Annotated in this window: 15 protein-coding genes and 5 tRNA genes; 11 read left to right on the plus strand and 9 right to left on the minus strand. The window is 23.5% G+C overall.

Annotation, left to right across the window (positions count from 1 at the left end):
• Positions 1–15: 15 nt before the first annotated feature.
• Together U744_RS0100105 and U744_RS0100110 are read right to left on the minus strand one after the other, a co-directional pair.
• Complete coding sequence (locus U744_RS0100105; RefSeq protein ID WP_025755097.1) at positions 16–657, minus strand: hypothetical protein; 642 nt, start codon at positions 655–657, stop codon at positions 16–18.
• Positions 658–784: 127 nt separating this feature from the next.
• The gene (locus U744_RS0100110; protein WP_025755098.1) at positions 785–1,222 is read right to left on the minus strand and encodes an RpiB/LacA/LacB family sugar-phosphate isomerase; all 438 of its coding nucleotides are present in this window, start codon (positions 1,220–1,222) and stop codon (positions 785–787) included.
• An 81-nt stretch (positions 1,223–1,303) separates the two neighbouring features.
• On the opposite strand from U744_RS0100110, the gene U744_RS0100115 reads away from it, so the two are divergent.
• Genes U744_RS0100115 through era form a run of 5 tightly spaced genes read left to right on the plus strand, consistent with a single transcriptional unit; the run spans position 1,304 to position 5,489 of the window.
• Positions 1,304–3,361 (plus strand): Mbov_0121 family peptidase domain-containing ABC transporter, encoded by a 2,058-nt coding sequence (locus tag U744_RS0100115; protein ID WP_025755099.1) that lies wholly within the window; start codon positions 1,304–1,306, stop codon positions 3,359–3,361.
• On the plus strand, positions 3,336–3,734 hold the full coding sequence (locus U744_RS0100120; protein ID WP_025755100.1) for an MAG1140 family protein: 399 nt from the start codon (positions 3,336–3,338) through the stop codon (positions 3,732–3,734). Before U744_RS0100115 ends, U744_RS0100120 begins: the two co-directional genes overlap by 26 nt.
• Before the next feature lie 15 nt (positions 3,735–3,749).
• Positions 3,750–4,220: an rRNA maturation RNase YbeY gene (ybeY, locus tag U744_RS0100125; protein ID WP_025755101.1), complete on the plus strand. Its 471-nt coding sequence runs from the start codon at positions 3,750–3,752 to the stop codon at positions 4,218–4,220.
• A gap of 1 nt (position 4,221) precedes the next feature.
• On the plus strand, positions 4,222–4,614 hold the full coding sequence (gene cdd, locus U744_RS0100130; protein ID WP_025755102.1) for a cytidine deaminase: 393 nt from the start codon (positions 4,222–4,224) through the stop codon (positions 4,612–4,614).
• Positions 4,614–5,489 (plus strand): GTPase Era, encoded by an 876-nt coding sequence (gene era / locus U744_RS0100135; protein ID WP_025755103.1) that lies wholly within the window; start codon positions 4,614–4,616, stop codon positions 5,487–5,489. The genes cdd and era overlap by 1 nt, the downstream gene beginning before the upstream one ends.
• Before the next feature lie 73 nt (positions 5,490–5,562).
• Here era and whiA read toward each other — a convergent pair whose 3' ends face one another.
• The gene (whiA, locus tag U744_RS0100140; protein ID WP_156921594.1) at positions 5,563–6,444 is read right to left on the minus strand and encodes a DNA-binding protein WhiA; all 882 of its coding nucleotides are present in this window, start codon (positions 6,442–6,444) and stop codon (positions 5,563–5,565) included.
• Positions 6,445–6,451: 7 nt separating this feature from the next.
• Positions 6,452–8,155, minus strand: a complete 1,704-nt coding sequence (gene ptsP / locus U744_RS0100145) for a phosphoenolpyruvate--protein phosphotransferase (protein WP_025755105.1) — start codon at positions 8,153–8,155, stop codon at positions 6,452–6,454.
• 264 nt (positions 8,156–8,419) lie between these two features.
• Here ptsP and U744_RS0100150 point away from each other — a divergent pair.
• From U744_RS0100150 to U744_RS0100175, 6 genes are all read left to right on the plus strand, one after another.
• Positions 8,420–8,494: transfer RNA gene (locus U744_RS0100150), tRNA-Asn, on the plus strand.
• Between the two features lie 5 nt (positions 8,495–8,499).
• Positions 8,500–8,575: transfer RNA gene (locus tag U744_RS0100155), tRNA-Glu, on the plus strand.
• A gap of 4 nt (positions 8,576–8,579) precedes the next feature.
• A tRNA-Val gene (locus U744_RS0100160) sits at positions 8,580–8,655 on the plus strand.
• A gap of 2 nt (positions 8,656–8,657) precedes the next feature.
• Positions 8,658–8,733: transfer RNA gene (locus U744_RS0100165), tRNA-Thr, on the plus strand.
• A gap of 47 nt (positions 8,734–8,780) precedes the next feature.
• A tRNA-Leu gene (locus tag U744_RS0100170) sits at positions 8,781–8,864 on the plus strand.
• Positions 8,865–8,978: 114 nt separating this feature from the next.
• Positions 8,979–10,661 carry an MAG3240 family lipoprotein gene (locus U744_RS0100175; protein ID WP_025755106.1) on the plus strand — a complete coding sequence of 561 codons (1,683 nt, stop codon included), beginning with the start codon at positions 8,979–8,981 and terminating at the stop codon, positions 10,659–10,661.
• Between the two features lie 73 nt (positions 10,662–10,734).
• On the opposite strand, the gene tig is transcribed toward U744_RS0100175, so the two are convergent.
• From tig to U744_RS0100200, 5 genes are all read right to left on the minus strand, one after another.
• The gene (gene tig, locus U744_RS0100180; RefSeq protein WP_025755107.1) at positions 10,735–12,078 is read right to left on the minus strand and encodes a trigger factor; all 1,344 of its coding nucleotides are present in this window, start codon (positions 12,076–12,078) and stop codon (positions 10,735–10,737) included.
• A gap of 64 nt (positions 12,079–12,142) precedes the next feature.
• Entirely contained in the window at positions 12,143–13,306 is a 1,164-nt protein-coding gene (locus tag U744_RS0100185) for a YhjD/YihY/BrkB family envelope integrity protein (protein WP_025755108.1), read from the minus strand.
• Positions 13,287–14,714, minus strand: a complete 1,428-nt coding sequence (gene gatB, locus U744_RS0100190) for an Asp-tRNA(Asn)/Glu-tRNA(Gln) amidotransferase subunit GatB (RefSeq protein ID WP_025755109.1) — start codon at positions 14,712–14,714, stop codon at positions 13,287–13,289. The genes U744_RS0100185 and gatB overlap by 20 nt, the downstream gene beginning before the upstream one ends.
• Entirely contained in the window at positions 14,707–16,026 is a 1,320-nt protein-coding gene (locus U744_RS0100195) for an amidase family protein (RefSeq protein WP_025755110.1), read from the minus strand. The genes gatB and U744_RS0100195 overlap by 8 nt, the downstream gene beginning before the upstream one ends.
• On the minus strand, positions 16,026–16,328 hold the full coding sequence (locus U744_RS0100200) for an Asp-tRNA(Asn)/Glu-tRNA(Gln) amidotransferase subunit GatC (RefSeq protein WP_025755111.1): 303 nt from the start codon (positions 16,326–16,328) through the stop codon (positions 16,026–16,028). Before U744_RS0100200 ends, U744_RS0100195 begins: the two co-directional genes overlap by 1 nt.
• Position 16,329: the final 1 nt, after the last annotated feature.

Raw genomic sequence — 16,329 nt, forward strand, 5'->3', positions numbered from 1 at the left:
AATTTTATTGTTTTTTTAAATAAATTGCTTTTCTAATTTCTTTAACTCATTAATTAATTTTAAAATTTCATCTAATTCACTTAAAATCTTTTCAAGTTCAGCTTCGTCTGTAACATCAGTTAAAAGTTTTTTTAATTCTTCTATTTGTTTATCAATTTCTTTTGCTTGATTCATCATGTTATTTACAAATTCAATTTTCTCTAAATTCTTATATCCAAATACTTCTTGAATTTTAGACTCTGTAATTGTAGTTCCTGTAGATAATTTAGTTGATACTTTTATTTCAAAAATGGCTGAATATTCATTTTTTGAAACCAAACTAATATTCTTTTCAGCTAAATTATAAAATTGTAAAAATTTTGGAGGTAATACAACAAAAACATCTTTATAGTTTGCATCTTCTGCTTTTTTATCTTTTCCTTCTACTGATAAAACCAGTGATAAATTTTCAACTGTTTGTTTTAACATTCTAGAAACAACTGTTGCTTCTCTTGCTAAATTTTCTTGATTTTCATCTTTATTTATTTCCTTAGTTTCAGGTTTTTGAATTGGAGTTGGATTAATTACTTCATTTTTCTGTGTACAAGCAGTTGCAATACCTGACATTGTTACAGTGGCTGCTAGTACTGAAAATAATAATTTAAAATTTTTCTTCATAGTTTCCTTATTTTTATAATATTCTTAAAATGTATTATTTTTACTTAAACTTTGATAAATTATATCACTTATAAAAAATATTAATTTAATAAAAATTAATCGTTATATATATATATATATTAAAATTTTATTCATCAAGTTCATCAATTCTTTTCTGATGTCTTCCACCTTCATATTTTGTATTAATATATTCATCTAAAATTTCTTTAGCCTTAGATTCTTCAATTTGGCGTCCTCCAAAAACAATCACATTTGCGTTGTTATGTTGTTTTGCAAGATGACCATCTTCAAGTGATGTTACTCTAGCTGCTCGAATATGTTTGTGACGATTTAATGCATATGAAATTCCAAGCCCAGTTCCACATACTCCAATTGAAAAATCAGGTTGATTAGCTAGAATATATTCAGCTAATTTTTTTCCTTGTTTTGCATAACTTTCAGGATTTAAATCAGTGTATGGTCCCAAATCAACTATTTCATAACCTTTTGTTTCAACATATTTTTTTAAACTTTCCTTAAGTTTAAAACCAGCATGATCACTTGCTAAAGCAACTATTTTTTTCATGATATCTCCTTAAAAACATAAACAAAAAGGTTTTTTATTTTTTTTCAAAAATTTTGAACATTTTTTTAATAACTAAATTATATGCTAAAACAAATTGATTCAAAAGATTTTTCACTTATAGTATTGCAATATTTTATTAAAAATAAATTAAATAAAAATACCGATATTAATAAATTAAAATTAGAAACTACTTATCTTGAAAATGGAATAAATTTATCTGAACTTGATAGAATTGCAAACAATTATAATTTAAAAATAAATGTATACAATTGTAATATTGAAGAATTAATGAAACTTAATTCAAGTGAATTTCCACTGGCAACAATTATTAATCAAAATAATGTTCAACACATGATAGTTATTAAAAAAATTAAAAATAACACAATTATCATAATTGATCCATTTCAGGGAATAATTAAACTTAGTTTAAAAGAATTTAAAGAAATTTTTTTTAATATAGTCATTGGATTTGAAATTTTAAGTGATTTGAAAATTATTGAAAAACAAATTAATAAAAATTTAGACTTTAAAAAACAAGAGAATGATCAAGTTAAACCACTTAAATTAAATAAATTTTTTATTTGTAGAACTTTATATTTTTTAATTTTAATTTTAGAATTATTTATATTTATTTCAATTCCTTTTATCAATAAATTTGTACTTTCTGAAATTATTCCAAATCATTTGCCAATTTATATAATTTTTATTACTATTACATTATTATGAACTGTTTTAATTTTTAATAATTTAAAACATTTATTAAACAAAATAATTAATCATTATATAAGCGAGATAATAACAAGTAAAAAAATAATTTTTTTAAAAAATTTAAAATATACTAATTTTAAACAAATTCAAAAGCTTTCTTCGCAAGAATTTTTAGTTAGAATTTTTGCTCTTGATTTAGTTGTTATGTATCAAATTGTTTTTTATGCTAATGTTGCAATAAATATAATTTATTTTTTAGCAAGTTTGTTTTTGCTTTATAAAATTAATTTATTGTTATCAATTGTTTTGTTAATTTATTGTTTTATTTTAATTGCTAATTCATTTTTGTTTAAAAAAACAAATGAAGTAAATTATCAAAAAGAAATAAATAGTTCAATTGAAATGAACAATCAAATTGAAACATACTATCAGTATTTGCAAAAATTTTCTCATCCAGAATTTGCCTCAAAACTTTTTGATCAATTAAAAACAAGTATTAAAAATTTTAATGAAGCAACTCAAAAATCTAAAAATACAAGTTCAATTAATTTTATATTTATAAATTCAATTGAACTAATAGGTCCTTTTATTATTTTAACTGTTGGTGCTTTTGAAATTTGAAACAATAACATGAAAATAATTGATTTAATCTTTTTTTTAACTGGTTCAAGCATTTTAATTAGACCAATTAAAGAATTTCTACCATTAATTAGTTTTTATAATCAATATAAAAATTCTAAAATTTTGATTGATTTTTTAAATTGAGATAATTTACAAAATACAAATAATATTTTTCTTGATTCAAAAATAAATAAAATTGAACTTTCATATGTTTCATATTCACATACATCAAACATAAACAATAAAGAATTGAATATTCAAAAATTAATCATTGATCAAAATATTCATTTATTAGGAAAAAATGGAAGTGGTAAAACAACATTATGTGGTGTTTTAAGTGGAAACTTGCAAAATCAATATGGGACAATAAAAATAAATGATGTTGAAATAAATATTTTTCAAAATTTAAAAATTAAATCAAAAATTATTTATGTTGGTCCAAATATAAATTTAGAAAACATTCAAACAAATTTTTTATTTAGTTTAAATAATCTCACTGATAATTTCTTAAATAAAATATCTCCTAATTTAAAAAATCAAATTAATAAACTTTTTAATGGGAAATATTCTCATCTTTCAGCAGGTCAAAAACAAATATTAACCTTTTTAATTTGTATTTTTGGTGATTATGATTTATTTTTATTTGATGAAGCATTTGATAATTTCAATGAAAATTTGTTTTTGGAAATAAAAAATATTATGCAAGAATATTTAGCAAAAAAACTTGTAATTGAAATTAGTCATAACAATCGTTACATTTTTGATAATACAAGAAAGGTATATCTTGAACACAATTTGATGGAAATTTAAAATAGAAATTTTAATTATTTTTTTATTGTTTGTTTCTTTAGGAATAATTGGATTTGTTCTAGTAACTTTTGAGATTAATGATTACATAAAAATTACTATTAAAAAAGAATATGATCAGCTTTTTGTTCAAAATATTTCTATTGAAAAATGAAAACAAATTAATCAAAATGAAATTACAATTAATGTAAGCATAAATGGAAATTTTCAAAGTTATAAGATATTAATTAAAAACATTGATGAACAAATACAAATTCAGTCAAATGAATTATTAAATGAACTTAAAAACAGTAATTTAAGTTATGTGCAAGGATCAATTATATTTGGTAAAACTACCTTTATAAAATATATTTTCCAGTATATTTTTAATAAATAAGTTTATAATTTGAAAATGGTCAAAATTGTCAATAAAATTACAATTGAAAATAAAACAAAACATCAAATACCTTTTGAAAATGAAATGCATAAAATACTCAATAATTTTGCTAAATTTTTTAAAATTAAAAAAACTATTTTGCTTGATATTAAAATTGTTTCAAAGAAAAAAATTCGTCAACTTAATAGTATTTACCGCGGAAAAGATTATGTAACTGATATTTTGTCATTTGGATTAAATGATCAAGCATTGTATAAACAAATGCCTTTTTTGTTAATAGGGGAACTTGTAATTTGTTATGAAAAAATGATTGAACAAGCTAAAGAATTTAATCATTCAATTAAACGTGAATTTTGCTACTTATTTGCTCATGGTTTAGTTCATTTATATGGTTATAATCATGAAAAAGAAGATGAAAGAATTGAAATGAATGCAATTGTAGATGCGATTTTTAAACCACTGAAAATTACAAGATTGGAAAAATAAAATGGACATTAAATACTTAAAAAAATTATTAGAAAAAGCTTATGCGCCTTATTCAAACTTTCAGGTAGCTGCTTGCGCAATTGATGCAAATGGAAAAGAATTTTATGGAGTTAATGTTGAAAATGCTGCTTTTCCATCTGGAACATGCGCTGAAAGAGCAGCTCTTTTTGGTTCAGTTGCATATGGGGGAATTGTTGGAAAATTCAAAGAAATTCATGTAATTAGCAAAAAAAAGGATATTATTAGCCCATGTGCTGGATGTCGTCAAGTAATAACAGAATTTATGCCACAAGATGGAAAAATTTATCAATATTCAAATGATGGAACAAAAGTTAGAATTAATACAGTTAAAGAATTAGTTCCATTTAGTATTTTAGAAAGTGATATAAAGTAATGAATATTTGTTTTGCTTCAATTATAGGTCGACCAAATGTTGGTAAAAGTAGTTTGTTAAATGCTATTGTAGGATACAATGTTGCTATTGTTACTAATGTTGCACAAACTACAAGAGAACAAATTACTGGTATTTACACTGATGAAGAAACACAAATTATTTTCACTGATACCCCCGGAATTCATAAACCACTAAATAAACTAGGAGATTTTTTAAATAAAAGCGCATATAGTTCACTTAAAAATATTGATGTAATTTTATTTTTATCACCAGCTGATGAAAAAATTAGCACAGGAGATAAAATGATTTTAGAAAAAATTATAAAACATGAAAATAAAATTGCTGTAATAACTAAAATTGACAAAATTCAAAAAAATCCTGAGCTTTTAATTGAAAAAATGAATCATTTAAAAGAATTTAATTTTCAACATATTATTTCAACTGATATTAATAATTTAAATTCAATTTATTCACTAATTAAGCTTTTAAAAAAGTATACATATCCAGGTGAATTGCAATATGATCCAGATTTTGTAACTGACAAATCAATGCGTTTTTTAGCAAAAGAAATAATTCGTGAAAGTGCTATAAACTTACTTTATGATGAATTGCCTCATTCAATTGCTGTAGAAGTAATAGATTTTGTTGAAAATGATAATTTGTTTGAAATTGAAGCAATTATTTATGTGAAAAAAAATTCTCAAAAAGGAATGGTAATTGGTAAAGGTGCTTCAAAAATAAAACAAATTGGTCAAAATGCAAGACATAAAATGATGATTCATTTCAACAATAAAGTTAACTTAAAATTAAAAGTCAAAATTGCAAATAAATGAAATGATGATGATAAAGAATTAGCTCGTTTTGGATATAAGTAATATTGCATTTAAGTTTGCGAATACAAACAAAAACACCATAATGTAAAATTTAAAATTCATTATGGTGTTTTTATTATTTGGATTTTTTAGATAACAAATGTTTTGCTACTACTTTTTTTAATTTAATATTTCAATGATTTAATCCAGACTTAGTTACAAATATATTGTGTTCATTTTGAAGAATATTTGAAATTTCATTTAAAGATAATCCTAAATTTTCTAATCGAATACGATAAAAAACTAATTCATTTGAACTAAAATTATCTTCTAAATTTCATTTATACAAATAATTAATTAACTTAACATAATTAATTGAACTTTTTGCTATTTTGTTTAAATTAGCATAATCTAAATTATTAATTCTGTTAATAGTATTGTGCATGTCTCGATCAATTTTTAGATCATAAAATTTAAAATAAGCCTTGGGGGCTTGAATGGCACTTAAAAATTCTGTTAATGCATCAATTGCACGTAAATAAATAGTATGTTTATTTTTTTGTTTTTTATATTTAAAATTTAGATCATATAAAAGAAAAAAATTTTGAATTTGTTCTAAAAAATGAAAATATTGTGAATTTAATTCTAAATAATATGAATGCGATTTGATATTTGAAATATTACCGCCTCCATAAAAAAAACCAGCAAAAAAAGTTGATAATAAATTTGATTCATAAAGTTTAAAATTAATTTCACTTAAATTTAAGTTTAAACTATTTTTCAAAGTAATTAGTTTGCGTTTTTTACCTTTAACTTCAAAACTAACATTTAATTTTTTTAAAAATTTAATTATATTTTCAAAAATTTTTTGATCTTGAATTTTTAATTGAATATTTTCCTTGAAAAATTCACCGTTAGCATAAATAAATCCATGCATAAATTTTTCAATTTCTTTTGTTTTTTTAACTCTGGTAACAATTTCTTGTTTAATTTCAGAAGTAAAACTTTTTTTATTCATATATTTTTTATTTAATTCCAAATTTAGTAATTAATTCTTTAACTTGTTGTTCTGTATCAAGTTCTAAAGCTTGTTGAGCTAATTTTTGAGCCTTTTTAAAATTTAAAGAACGCACTAATTCTCTTGAAACAAGAACACTTGAAGCTGACATTGAAAATTCATCAAGTCCAAGTCCTAATAAAATTGGTAAAGCTTGAGGATCTCCTGCCATTTCTCCACACATTCCAGCTCATTTACCATGTTTATGTGCGCCATCTATAACTAATTTAATTAATTTTAAAATTGAAGGGTTTAAAGGTTGATATAAATATGAAATGCTTTCATTCATTCTATCAGCTGCCATTGAATATTGAATTAAATCATTTGTTCCAATTGAAACAAAATCAGCATATTTACAAAACTTATCTGAAAGAACTGCTGCAGCTGGTGTTTCCATCATTAAACCAACTTCAATATCACTTTTTGAAGCAATATTTGGATGATTTATTTTAACCTCTTCATAAGTTTGATCATAAATGGCTTTAGCTTCTAAAAATTCAGCAACATTGGTAATCATTGGAAACATAATAGCAATTTTCCCAAATTCACTAGCACGAATTAAAGCTCTTAATTGAGTTTTAAAAATATCAAGATTTTGCAAGCAAAATCTAATTGCTCGATATCCTAAAAATGGATTCATTTCAGTTGGAAATTTAAAATATTTTAAAATTTTGTCTCCTCCAATATCTAAAGTACGAACAACAACTTTTTTTCCTTTCATTCCCAAAACTACAGTTTTATATGCCTTGAATTGCTCTTCTTCAGTTGGTCAATTTTCATTATCCATATAAAGAAATTCAGACCTAAAAAGTCCGACTGCTTCAGCATCATTTTTTAACACTGATTCTAAATCTTTTGAAGTTCCAATATTAGCAGCAATCTCAATATGATGTCCATCAAGAGTTTTAGATTCTTTTCCTTTGAGTTTTTTTAAATTTTCTAAATATTTTTGAAATTTTATTTCTTGATTTTTAAAATCTGCTATTTCTTTTTCAGAAGGATTAATAACAACAATTCCTTTTGAACCATCTAGAGCTAATAAATCATTATTTTTAGTTTCTTTCAAAATCACATTAGTACCAACAACTGAAGGAATGCCTAAGCTTCGCGCCATAATAGCAGTATGAGAAGTAGTTCCTCCAATATTAGTTACAAAGCCTTTAACATATTTTTTATTTAATTGGACTGTTTGTGATGGAGAAAGATCTTCAGCAACAATAATCACTTCTTCATTAATTGAAGTTAAATCAATTTCTTTAATTCCTAAAAGAGCATAAATTAATTTTTTTGAAACATCATAAACATCAGCTACTCTCTCTTGCATATATTCATCAAGACCCATAAGCATTTCAGCAAATTGTTTATAAAAAATTTCAATTGCATATTCTGCTGAGTAGTTTTCGTTTTTAATTAAATCAGTCACTGATTGAATAGCATACTCATCAGTTACAAAGTTTTTGTGTGCTTCAAAAATTCCTGTATGTTCTGGATCGGTGGCTAATTCTTTAGCCTTATCAATTTGAATTAATACTTGAGTGCGAGCTTTTTCATAATCTTTAATTGATGCTTCTGGATTAGTTGTTGATTTGTTATAATCTAATTTAATTTCATCAATTTTAAATGCTTTGGCAATAGCTACACCTTGTGATGCTCCAATTCCTTTTATTATCATAAGCAAATATCTCCTTTAATTTATGTAAGTAAGATTTTTAATTTATTGTACTTATTATATTAAAATAATAAAATTAAATCTAAAAGCATTTTTAATTTTGCATAAAATTATTTTTTAAAAAATTTATAAAATTAATTTTCTTGATAACATTATAATGTTAATAATAATAATAAATAACAAATGTTATAAAAGTCTTAAAAAAAATAATTTAAAATATTTTAAATAATTTATTTTAATGCTATAATTATTAAGCTGAATACATTTGCCGATTTAGCTCAGCGGTAGAGCAGCTGGCTGTTAACCAGTTGGTCGTTGGTTCAATCCCAATAATCGGCGCCATTTATGGTCTGTTGGTGAAGCGGTTAACACACATGGTTTTCATCCATGCATTCACGGGTTCGATCCCCGTACAGACTGCCATTATGGAGAATTAGCTCAGTTGGGAGAGCGTCGCCCTTACAAGGCGAATGTCATGGGTTCGAGTCCCTTATTCTCCACCATCGCCGTCTTAGCTCAGTTGGTAGAGCAACTGACTTGTAATCAGTAGGTCGTAGGTTCGAGTCCTATAGACGGCACCAAGCATTGCTTAGTGCTTTTTTTATTTCTTTTTTTAAAAGAAAAATGAGCGCGGGTGGTGAAATTGGCAGACACGCTAGATTTAGGCTCTAGTGCTTATAGCATGAGGGTTCAAGTCCCTCCTCGCGCACCATTATTAAAATTGAATTTTAATAAGAGATTTTGAAAAATCTCTTTTTTTATTACTTAAATTATTTTTTATTAAAAATAAAGTAAAATTAAATATATTTATTTTGAAAAGACAAATATGAATTTAAAAAAAATTTTTTTGCTTAGCATAATTCCAGTGGTAATTTTATTTTCTGTATCATGCAATAAAAATCAAATTCAACAAACAGAATATGTGTATAATTCTGATTTTTTTGATTACTCATTTAATCAGGAACAACTTAAGTATATTATTTACAATTCAAATTTTTTTACTGTAAATAATAAGAAAATAGATAATCTTGACAAAAATAAAGTAAATTTTATAATTCAAAAAAAGAAAAATAATTTTATTACTTATAAAAATTTCAATATTACAAATAATAATGGTTTTTCTGACATTGATTCATTTTATGATAACAGTCAATTTAATATTAATGATTTGAAAAATTTGTACTCAAAAAATTACATAAAAAATCTTAAAAAATCAAAATTTCCAAAATCAGACTTTATTCCTAATATTCAAATTGCTATTTTTGATATTTACACTAATAAAAAAATATTTAACAAAATTTTGCCTAACTGAATTGATTTTGATAATATTCGCTTTCAAGGATGAAAAAATAATAAAGAACAAATTCAATACCTTGAAATTGCATTAAATTTTTATTTTAAAGCTTTTAAAATCAAAGAATTTGAACGTTTTAAAATAAATGTTTTAGATGATGAATCAATTTGAATTCAAATGCTTGATAAATTAGGAAATGATATATATAAAAATTATAAACAAACTAAATTTGTTTTACCTAATTTCAAAAATTATAATAATAAAAAGACTTGGCCACGTCAATTTGATTTGGACATTAATGAAGAAATCCCTTTTTTTAATGAAATATTTAAAGAACCAAATTTAAGTTTTAAAAAAAATCCTCTTTTAATTAATTCAGTTGAAGATTTAGTTGAAGGTAACTCATTGTATAAATACACTACAACTAAAGGCTTTGCTAGTTTGCTTTATAATTTTAAAGAATTAACTAAAATTACAATACCAAATTTACATTTTGAACAAAATTTTACAATTGATTTAGATAAAACATTGAAATTAAATAATAATTTATTTTTAAATTCACAAACTATTTTGCCAATTTTTATTAATGAAAATTATTCAAATTTTAAATGATATTCAATTGACTTGAATTCACATAGACATATTTTTGATGGATATTATTTAGAAAATAATTTAAAATTTAATTTTGAAAATAAATATACTCTTGCTAATTTTAAAAAATTTTTAAACAAAAATAGCAATAAAATGGAATTTAAATCTCAATTATCTTTAGAAGAATTTACTAAAGTTAATTTAAAAAAAATAATTAGCTACTTTATATATCAAAATCAAAACAACAAAATATTATGAAATGGTTTTTCAATGAAAGAGTTTGATGCATTCAACTTTCTTGATAATCAATATTTAAACAATCCTTTGAGATGAATTGAAATTTTAACAACTCTTGTTTATAATAGCTTTTTATTTGATTTTGAAGATAATAATAATTTAGTTCCACTAAATGTTAAATTTAAAAATATAAGAACAAATAATGAAACTGCTGGTTCTATTATTGTAGATATTAACATTATAGATCTAAAAAATAAAAAAATAATTTTAGAAACAAAAAACATATTTATTAATGGTTTTAAAGGTTTTGATTATTCTAAAATTAATGAATATCTTTTACAAAATTCAAGTATTTCCTTTGAAAATGCTCCTAATTTTGTTATTTAATTTTTTCTAAATTTTTGATATTTATTTTAAAAACAAAAAGTACAAACTAAAAATGTTTGTACTTTTTGTTATATTATTTAATAAGTTTTTTAAAATCATTTTCAATTTCTTGAACAAGTTTTTTATTAATTTGTTGTGCTAAATTAATTGCTAGATCTTTTTTTTCTAAAATAGTATTTTTGTCTTTTTCATTAATTGAAGAAAATTTAAATTCAAGATTTTTAAATTCATCTTTTTTGTTTTCATTTTGCTTAAATTTACTATATATATAATCTTGAACAATAATTGTTTTTGACTGTGTTTGAGCAGCCACTAATAATTCACTTTGAAGTTTTTGTTCATTTGATTTAATCAAGTTTAAATATTCATGTTTTTTAACACCCAGAGATTTTAATGAGTCAGTAAAATTTTTATTTAATTCTTTTAATTTATATTCAACTATTTCTTTAGAAACATCAAAATTAGTAATATTAATTATTTCATTAATAACATCATCAATAAATTTGTTAATGTTTGCATCAAATTTATTGATCATTCCTTTTTCTTTTGTAAATAATTTAAAATCTTCAACTGTTGTTATGCCATTAAGTTTTAGTTCTTGAATGAATTTATCATCAAGTTCAAAATTTTTAGCGCGTGAAATGGAATTTATAGTTACATTAAAAACAGCATCTTTGTTTTTAAAATCTTCAACATAATAATTTGAAGGAAAAACAACTTTTACCTCAATTTTATCACCAGCTTTTTTCCCAACAAGTTGATCTTCAAAACCTGCAATAAATGAACCAGATCCTAATTTAAGATCATATCCTTCAGCTTCCCCACCTTCAAAAGGTTCATTACCAATAAATCCTTTAAAATCAATGTTAACAATATCATCAAGTTTTGCTTTTTCTTTGCTACCTTTTTCAAATTTTTCTACATCTTCATTTTTAGTGGTAATTCTTTTTAATTCAGTTTCAATATCTGTTTTTGAAAATTCAACAGGAGTTCATTCAACTTTGATTTTTTCTAATGAAACTTCATCAAAATTGAATAATAATGCAAATGAATAAACTAAAACTATATCTTTTTTTTCTTTTTTATCTTGATCTTTATCTGAATTATCTATATCAACAACAGGTTTGACTCCAGCTAATTTTAAATTTTGTTCCTTTGCTATTTTCAATGCTTCATTTAATGCTTTAGAATAGTTAGCATTTCCAAAATAAAATATAACTTTATTGTTAATTTCACTGATATTAACTCTTTCAAGTAATTTATTTTTAGGTGCTTTTCCAGGTCTAAAACCAGGAACTTTAACTTTTTTCATTGCATTATCAATTTCTTGTTCAATTTTTTTGCTAAATTCATCAAAACTAATTGAAACAAAAATGTTTAATTTTAGATTTTCTTTTTCAATTTTATTTTTTATCATAGATAATTTCCTTATATTTTCAATAATAATATATGTATTTTAATATTTTACTAAATTTTAATTTTTAATAAAGATAATAAATACTTGATCCACGATTGTATGTGCGTTGATTGTGAAATGATTTGTAGTATGCTTGATTAAATAAAATGCCTAAAAACATCAAATTAACAAATCATGTAATAAAAAAAGCAAGTGTTAATACAAATCCAATACTTCCATATTTATCATAATTAAGAAAGTCACCAATTCACAAAGAAAAGATAATTACAAAAATGGCATTGGGAATGGCTGCAAATAAAATTCCTCGATTAATATGGCGAAATTTAATTGTAAATGATGGGCATAACTTAAATAAAAATAAAAATAAAAAATACAAAAAAACAAATACAAAAATTCCAAAAATAGCCTTTGAAAAAGTTGTTACTGATACTTTTAAAAATTCATTGTATTCTAAAAATAAATAATTAATTAATGTATATCCAAGTGAAAATAATCAAAATAAAACAGATACTAGTAACACTAATCCTAATCCTTTTAATCTATTTCCTAAATAAGTTCCGCTTTTTTCATGATCATACATATAGTTAACTGCAGAAACTAATTTACCATATCCAGTTGAAGCAAATCATAAAGTTGCAATAAAAATGAAAAATCTTCTAAAAAACACTAGAAAATTTGAAGTGGAATTATCAAATTCAACAAGCGAAATAGAATTAGCATATTGCTTAATGTCAGGTAAAAAATTATTTAATGTTCCAGAAATAAATCAATTATTAAGTATTGATTTTTCTTCTGATTCAGGTCCAAAATATGCATATCCAACTAAAAAATGTAAATTTGAAACAATAAAAATAATTGGAACAAATGAAATTAAAAAGTAAAAAGCAATTGTCAATCAAGTAAAATTAAACTCATTAGTACGAAATTTTTGAAAAACAATTTCAACAACTGCTTGTCTTTTTTTATTGTATTTATGAAATATTTCCTTATTTTTATTTTCAGAAATTAATCATTTGTATGAACGTGAAAATGAAAAAGTTAAAAACCAACAAAATAATGTAATAATTGATTTTAAAATAAAATTTGATCACAATCCAAGATATTTTAATGGGTCATCTCAAATTAAATTAACTGATCAATATCGATATCTTCATCGTCTATATCTAAGTCACAATAATTTTTTGTAAGTGATTTTATTTCACTTTATATTATTGTCTAAATTTAGCATCCAATACTTCTTTTGAAATTTGATCACTTAAAATTGGATTAGCTTGACCATTTGTTATTTTCATCAAATTTCCTAGTACAAATTTTAAAACTCTTTCAGGACGATTTAAGTATTCACTTACTAACTTTTCATTTTGGTTAACTATTTTTACAATTTCATTTTTAATAATTTCTGGATCTGAAATTTGTTTTAAATTATATTTTTCAAGTAAAAAATCTAATTTTGTTTCAGAAAAATCAACTAATAATGGAACTAATTTTTTTAATGATTTTCCAGAAATAATTCCTTGATCTAACATCTGCAATACTTGAGTTATGTTTTCAGATTTAATATTTAATTTAGTTGGATGAATTTTTTTTAAATTTGCAAGTGAAACGATTTCAGCAAAAAAAACTTTAGATAATTTTTCTTTATCAAAATAATTTATTGAATCAAAATACTTAGCAAGTTCCAAATCATCAATTAAACTTTGAATGTAAACATCTTGAATTTTACTATTTTTATATCTTTGTTCTTTTTGCAAAGGTAATTCATTAATAACTACTGAATCAATAAATTCTTTTGAAAGTTTAATAAATGGAATATTTGGTTCAGGAAAATATTTATAGTCAACTGTGCCAGTTTTTACTCTCATTGCTACATTAATATTGTTTTGATCATCAAATCTTTTAGTTTCTTGCAAAATTGGAATCTGTTTTAAAAGTTTTTCAGATTGTAGTTTAATTTCATATTCAATGGCTTTTTTTACATTTGATAGTGAATTCATGTTTTTAATTTCAACTTTTGTTCCAAAAATTTTAGATCCTCAAGGTCTAAGCGAAATATTAATATCAGCTCTAAGTGAACCTTCTTCTAATTTTCCATCAGAAATTTCTAAACATAAAACTGTTTTTTTAATCATATCAATATAAGCAACAGCTTCTTCTGCATTATTTATTACTGGATAAGATACAATTTCAATTAAAGGAACTCCAGCACGATTGTAATCTAACTTAGTGATTCCGTTTTCATGAATTTGCTTTGCAGTATCTTCTTCAAGATGAATTCGTTCAATTGCGATTTGTTTTTTTCCTTGTGAAGTTTTAATTTCAATTGTTCCATCGCTTCCAATTGGTCGAAAATACTGAGTAATTTGATATCCTTTGGGTAAATCAGGATAAAAATAATTTTTTCGATCAAAATGAAGCACATCATCAATTTTCATATTAAGCGCCTTAGCTAATGCAATGGCAAATTTAACTGCATTTTTATTAAGAAGAGGTAATGTTCCTGGATAACCTAAATCAATTTGATTAGCACATGTATTTGGTGGGGCATTAAAATCAATTTTTGCTGGTGAAAACATTTTAGTTTTTGTTTTTAGCTCAACATGAATTTCAATTCCAATAATAGTTTCAAAGTTATTCATTCATTCCCCCTAATAATTCTTCAATGTATAGTGCATAGTTTAATAACTTATTATCATCATATAATTTAGCATCAATTTCTAAATTAAAAGGTAAGTTATTCTTTTTTCCTAGTGGAATTGAAATTGATGGATTTCCAACTAAATTTGCTCCAGTTAAAATATAATCTACCACATCATGAGATTTAATTTCATTAATTTTAGGGGCAATTGAACCAAATGAAGGATAAATTAAAACATCACATTGATTGTGTAAATCAGATAAATAATCTTTAATTACTCTTCTTGCTTTTAGTGCCTTTAAAAAAATTTCTTCTTGATTTTCTTGATATAAAAAATAACTTCCAAGTGAAAGTCGTTCACTTACCATTTGTCCAAATTTAGCGCTTCTTGTATTGGTCATAATTTCTTGATAGTCATTTCCAGATTCTCTTACACCAAATCCAATTCCAGTTAAATTTGATAGATTTGATGAAGCTTCAGAAAAACTAACAATTTGATAAACTGGTTTTATTGCTCTTAAAATATCTAGGTTGGGTTGAATAATTTTTACATCAATATCTTGTTGTTTCATTAATTTAATTGTATTAGTAAATGATTGATTAACTTCCTCATCACAAAATTGAGAAAAATCAAAAGCAATAACTGTTTTAGGTTTTGTTTTTTCAAGTTTTTTCATAGCAACTTCTTTTGAAGTCATATCTTTAGAATCAATTCCAAAAAGAGCTTTCGAAACATAAAATGAATCATTAACATTGTGAGTAAAATAAGCAACTGTATCAAGTGAAGAAGTATAAGCAAACAAACCATATCGTGAAATGGCTCCATATGAAGGTTTAAAACCAACAATTCCATTGTATGAAGCTGGTAAGCGTACACTATCTCCTGTATCACTTCCAATAGCAAAAGAAATATTTTGATCAAAAGTTGCAGCTGAACCACTTGAACTGCCGCCAACTAAACGTGTTGGATCTTTTGGATTGACAATCATTCCATAAGCACTATGTTTTCCTGTTCCTCCAAGTGCTAATTCATCATTGTTTACTTTAGCCACCATCACAGCACCTTGAGCAAGCAGCTTCTCAACAACAGTAGCATTATATGATGGTTCAAAGTTATCTAAAATAAGTGATGATGATCTAGTTTTTCCAGAACTGGTTGCATAAACATCTTTTAAAGTAAAAACTGCATCATTTAAAATTCCATTCCCAATTTTGTTATAAGAGACTAACTCTGCCAGTGAATTATTTAAATTGTTTTTTAAATTTAAACTAGCAGCTTTAAAATCACCTAATATTTTTAATTTTGAATTCATTATTTGACCACCTTAGTTGTAATAATGTAATCTTGGTCTTTTTGAGAAGCATTTTTTAAAAGATCAACTTTAGAAATTGAAAATGATTCATCTATTTCATCTTCACGAAAAAAATCAACAAATGTTGTTTCATCAATATGCACCATTGGTTTTACATTGTTTAAATCAAGTAAATCTAATTTTTTAAGTTCTTTTTGAATTTGATTTCAATTTTCGATAATATTATCTAAAATTTCTTCCTTTGGTTCTAACATTAATGAACTAACAATATTTTTAAGTTTTTCTTTTGTTATTTGTTTCATA

It is taken from the genome of Mycoplasmopsis cricetuli ATCC 35279 (assembly GCF_000526955.1).
In the GTDB taxonomy this organism is placed as follows: Bacteria; Bacillota_I; Bacilli_A; order Mycoplasmatales; family Metamycoplasmataceae; genus Mycoplasmopsis; species Mycoplasmopsis cricetuli.